This is a genomic window from Ancylobacter sp. 3268 (assembly GCF_031456575.1).
GTDB lineage: Bacteria > Pseudomonadota > Alphaproteobacteria > Rhizobiales > Xanthobacteraceae > Ancylobacter.
Genome location: NZ_JAVDUX010000045.1, coordinates 1 through 4,565 on the forward strand (window position 1 = coordinate 1; position 4,565 = coordinate 4,565).

Genomic DNA, 4,565 nt, shown 5'->3' on the forward strand with positions numbered 1-4,565 from the left:
TCCGCCCACAAATCATCCGGAAGCAGCTTCTTCACCATGAAGCCAAACTCAAGCCGACATGGTTAACAAACGGTTTTGTTAGGCGCTCTAAGTGCCGGAGCGAGCCGGATCGTCGCTGTGGCGGCGGGCGGTGAGGGGCAGCGGGTCGGACATCCGGTTCGCGCCCGCGGCTCTCATGCAGCTCAGGCCCAGCGGCCTTCGGCTTGGCGGCAGCCGCCGCGACCGGTGCCAACTGCCGATGCGACAACTGCCAAGGCGTGACTGTTCCTTCATGTGACGGGCTACGCCGGCTCGGGCAATGTGATGTCCGACAAGCCTTCCACCGGCCGGGTGCCGAGCACGTCCAGGCTGGCGCGCAAAGCCTCGGCGCCGCCATCCGGCAACGCCGCCTCGACCCGGGCATGCACCGCGCGCCACACCGGCACTGCCGCGGCAAGCCGGGCCTCTCCCGCCTCCGTCAGCAGCAGCAATCGGCTGCGCCCGTCTTCCGGATCCGGCCGGACCTCCAACAGCCCATGCCGCTGCAGCGGCTTAAGCGCGGCGGTGAGCGTTGTGCGGTCCATGCCGAGCAGATGCGCCACCGGACCCAGCCGTGGGGGGCGAGGGCGGTTCAGCGCCATCAGCAGCGAGAACTGGCCATTGGTGAGGTCGAAGGGCTGCAGGGCTTCGTCGAAGAGGCGGGCCAGCCTCCGGGCCGCCCGCTGGACATGCAGGCAGAGGCAGGTGTCGCGCACCTCGATCGTGGTGGGGAAGGGAACCGGCTTTGACATGCCTCATACATGTTGATATCAACCTAATTGTCAATGTGATCTGTGGTAAAGTCGGAGCGTCGACGATGAGCTATGTGGATGGTTTCGTGCTCGCAGTTCCCGCCGGCAACAAGGAGGCCTATCGGGCAATGGCCGCGAAGGCGGCACCGTTGTTCCGGGAGTTCGGTGCCAGTCGGGTGGTGGAGTGCTGGGGCGACGACGTGCCCGACGGCAAGCTCACCGATTTCCGCGGCGCGGTGAAGGCGGAGGAGGGCGAGGTCGTGGTGTTCTCCTGGATCGAATACCCTTCAAAGGACGTACGCGATGCCGCCGTGAAGCGGATGATGTCCGATCCCCGCTTCAAGGATATGGGCGACATGCCGTTCGACAGCAGGCGGATGATTTTTGGCGGCTTCGCGCCAATCCTCGACGCCTGAACCGGCGCGTGCGCGCAGGTGGCGCAAAGCTGTGGATGGCGGCGTGCAAGACGGCTTGTGCGATGCCGCGCGCGCCCCTATAAGGTGCCCCGCCTGCGCGCCCTTCGTCTATCGGTTAGGACGCCACCCTTTCACGGTGGAGAGAGGGGTTCGACTCCCCTAGGGCGCGCCACTTCCGTACAAAACCGCGAACACCCGGCTGGGTGGCTCGGTCGGCGAGTACGGCTCTCTCGAGCACCGTCCTTGATCCGTGGATGCGCACGACGTGCTGGTCGACTTCGACTGCGTCGATAAGCGACCGCAGATAGGCTTTGCGGAACGGTACCTCGCCCTCTGTGATGTTTGAGCGCATGAGCTGCCCAAAGTGGGCGAGCTTGTCCGGATCAAGCCGGCTTGTGGCAGCCCCCTGATTCTCGATCCGCTCCAGCGCTGAATGCGCCCGATCCCGATCCGCCTTGAGCTTCGCAATCTGTTCCTTGAGCATCTCGTCCGGCTCAGCGATGCCGTCGGCGACAAGCTGGTAGAGCCGCCGCAGCTTGTCTTCCGCCGTCGTTCTTTCGCGCGAGAGCTCATCGATCCGCGCCTGGACTTCGGCATCGGCTTTCACGCGCCGGTCAACGACGGACTGTAGCAGCGCCTCCAACCGCTCGGGCATCAGGACGCGTTCAGCGACATGGCGTGTGACCAGATGGTCGAGCTTCTCCATTGGCACCGTTCGTCCCTTGCAGGCGGACTTACCAACCCGGCCGGAGGTCGAGCAGCTGTAATAGCGATAGACCCTGCCGCTCTTCGAGGTGCCGGTGCGTAGCGTCATGGCGCTGCCGCAACAGGCGCAGTAGGCAAGCCCCGTCAGCAGGATCGGACCCGAGATCACCCGAGGCGGGCTATTGTGCGGGCTCTTGGCCCTGAGAGCCTTCTGCACCTTGTCGAAAGTTCGACGATCGAGGATGGCCGGCACCGAAATCGGGATAACCTCGTGCTGCGGCTTCACCTGCCCCGTCTTGGAACTGCGCTTGTTGAAGCTCCACTCCCCGACATAAACGGGATTGGTCAGGATGCCGTGGATGGTGCCAACGCCGTAACGCGCACCGAGGCGGGTGCGGTAGCCCTTGGCGTTGAGATGCTTGGTTATCTCCTTGATGCCCATGGGACCCGATGTGCCATCTCCCTGCAGGTAGAGATCGAACATCAGCCGCACCAGCTCGGCCTCCACGGGGTCGATGACGATCCGTTTTTTGATGCGATGGCCGCGCTTCTCGACCTCTTCAAGGGTGAAGCCAAGCGGCAGGCGGGAGCCGTTATAGAAGCCCTGCCGGGCATTCTCCTTCATGGCCCGCAGCACGTGCTTGGCGTTCTCCCGTGACTGATACTCGTCAAACAGGGCGATGACCTGCCGCATCATGAACTGTGCCGGATCATCCCCGAGCTCCTGGGTGATGGAGACGAGCCGCACGCCGTGCTTCGCAAGGCGGCGGATGTACATTTCCAGCCCAAAGGCATCGCGGAAGAACCGGCTGAAGCTATGGACGACGATGACGTCGAAGGGACGATCATCATCGCTGGCCCGCTCGATCATCTGTTGGAATTCATGCCGGCTGTCGTCCATCGCCGACGCACCCGGCTCGACATACTCCGCCACAACGGACCAGCCCTGACGCTCGCAATAGGCGGCGGTCTGGAGGCGCTGGTCTGGGATGGAGAGGTCGACGTCTGCCTGCCGTGTGGTGGAGACCCGGAGATAGAGGGCGGCCCGGCTGGTAATCGGCAAGGTTACGTTCATGGTCCAATCGCCTCCCTCAAGCCCCTTCGGCAGCACCGTCACCTCAGCAGCGCATCAATCTCCCGCCTGAGGAAAGCTTCGACAACATCGACCTCGTCAGGGGTGATCGGAACGATTGCTGGCCAGTCGTCGGTGACATGCACGGCCTTGGAATCATGCTTGACGGAGTCAGCGGGCGCAAGGTTTTGCTCAGCATCTCGAATGACGCGCGCATCACGGTGCGGGATCTTTGAGAGTGGTCCGCCAGCCGAGCTCGGAGCTGGCGATGGCGCATCACTGCCCATACTGACTATTTTCTTCGGATTGATAGGGCGTGGCTGGCGCATGCGCGGAGGATTATGGGCATCCCCCCACTCGCCAAGGGGCCGATTCTACGCCGCAGAGCAACCGCGTGCAGCAGCGCAGAAATACTTGTCAGATTTGGTGCGGGAGTCTTTCGGGAGCGTCAAATATCCCTGAATATCTCCGTGAAGATTTCTGTGAGCTCCACATCACGGCCCGCAGCCAAAGATGCGCTGAGGCCGGTGGCGATGACGGCGTCCGTCACAAGCCCACAGGCGCCTAATGCCTTTTCCGGTTTGGAACAATTCCCCGGGGTGCCGTCCGGATAGTAATCCTCGATCGCTCCCTTTGAGAGGATACACACTCCCAGAGTGCGCATGCCATCAAGCACCGGTACGATCATCCCGCGCGCCTGATCGTCCTCGCGGCAAACCTTCACTCTGGCGATATCCTGCTCCCATACAAAAAGATTATCGATTTGCTGCAGTACGCCATCGTCGATCAGCTGTGTTTCTTGCATCTGCCTCAAGGCGGCCCTAGCTGCGTTATAGCGATCACGCCAACTGTTTTGATGGATCATGTCCTTGATCTGCCGAGGGGCCGGCTCAGCTTTGACACCCAACGTTACGGCGCGCGCATCGAGTTGTTGTAGAATATCGCCCCGCATCAAGGTCAAAGCAGGCGTCGCGCCCAGATGCTGAAAGCCGTCGAAGAGCGCGTCAAGATCGGCGACGATCTTCACTTCAATTCCGAAGCTCTCGAAGAAACGCCGGAATTTAGCAAAGTTACCTTTGCCGGATACCCGCACCAGCGCGATGTTCTTCCGGTCGAAATCCCACTCAGCGTTAAGCATCTTTGCTACATGCTTGCAGTAAGCATCGTCTGACTCGCCTTCAAACAGAACAACCCGGCGGCTAAAGAATGCTGCATCGGCATTTTCGAAGCGGGCCATTCGGAAAACCTCCGCATTTGCCGCATCGAGCGCGAACTCAACGGGATGCAGCACACCAACCGGCTTTGGAACGGCGGGCGCCTTGGCAACCCGCACAAACGCTGCTGTCACCCCCGGTGCAAAGAAGAGAGGCGAATGCGTAGTAACAACGACCTGATGCGCGGACGCAATGCGGCCAAGCGTATTGAAGAGGACGCGCTGGGACTTGGGGTGGAGGTAGAGCTCTGGCTCTTCGAACAGAAAGATCAAAGGGCGCGGTGTAGGTTGGTCCGTGGCCTGCTCCCTGGAAAGTGGTCCTCCGTGAAGTAGGCTTTCGGGCCTTTGGAGGATGGCGCCATGGCGCAGAAGAAGCATAAGCCTGAAGA

The 4,565-nt window shown here is 61.7% G+C and carries 5 protein-coding genes, 1 tRNA gene and 1 pseudogene; 3 read left to right on the top strand and 4 right to left on the bottom strand.

Annotation, left to right across the window (positions count from 1 at the left end):
- Window positions 1-281: 281 nt before the first annotated feature.
- On the bottom strand, window positions 282-770 hold the full coding sequence (locus tag J2X65_RS26785) for a MarR family winged helix-turn-helix transcriptional regulator (protein ID WP_310208522.1): 489 nt from the start codon (window positions 768-770) through the stop codon (window positions 282-284).
- Window positions 771-835: 65 nt separating this feature from the next.
- Here J2X65_RS26785 and J2X65_RS26790 point away from each other — a divergent pair, with 65 nt between their 5' ends.
- The 3 genes from J2X65_RS26790 (at window position 836) to J2X65_RS26800 (ending at window position 1,817) form a co-directional block, all read left to right on the top strand.
- Window positions 836-1,186, top strand: coding sequence for a DUF1428 family protein (locus J2X65_RS26790; RefSeq protein WP_310208527.1), 351 nt, complete (start codon window positions 836-838; stop codon window positions 1,184-1,186).
- 97 nt (window positions 1,187-1,283) lie between these two features.
- A tRNA-Glu gene (locus J2X65_RS26795) sits at window positions 1,284-1,358 on the top strand.
- Between the two features lie 261 nt (window positions 1,359-1,619).
- Window positions 1,620-1,817: a hypothetical protein gene (locus J2X65_RS26800; protein WP_310208529.1), complete on the top strand. Its 198-nt coding sequence runs from the start codon at window positions 1,620-1,622 to the stop codon at window positions 1,815-1,817.
- A 51-nt stretch (window positions 1,818-1,868) separates the two neighbouring features.
- Here the strand turns inward: J2X65_RS26800 and J2X65_RS26805 are convergent.
- The 3 genes and pseudogenes from J2X65_RS26805 to J2X65_RS26815 all read right to left on the bottom strand — a co-directional run.
- Window positions 1,869-2,966, bottom strand: a pseudogene (locus J2X65_RS26805) (recombinase family protein); the annotation flags it as partial.
- 38 nt (window positions 2,967-3,004) lie between these two features.
- Window positions 3,005-3,250 carry a hypothetical protein gene (locus J2X65_RS26810; protein ID WP_310208532.1) on the bottom strand — a complete coding sequence of 82 codons (246 nt, stop codon included), beginning with the start codon at window positions 3,248-3,250 and terminating at the stop codon, window positions 3,005-3,007.
- Window positions 3,251-3,411: 161 nt separating this feature from the next.
- The coding region (locus J2X65_RS26815) for a TOPRIM nucleotidyl transferase/hydrolase domain-containing protein (RefSeq protein WP_310208535.1) at window positions 3,412-4,565 on the bottom strand (1,154 nt) is incomplete at its 5' end.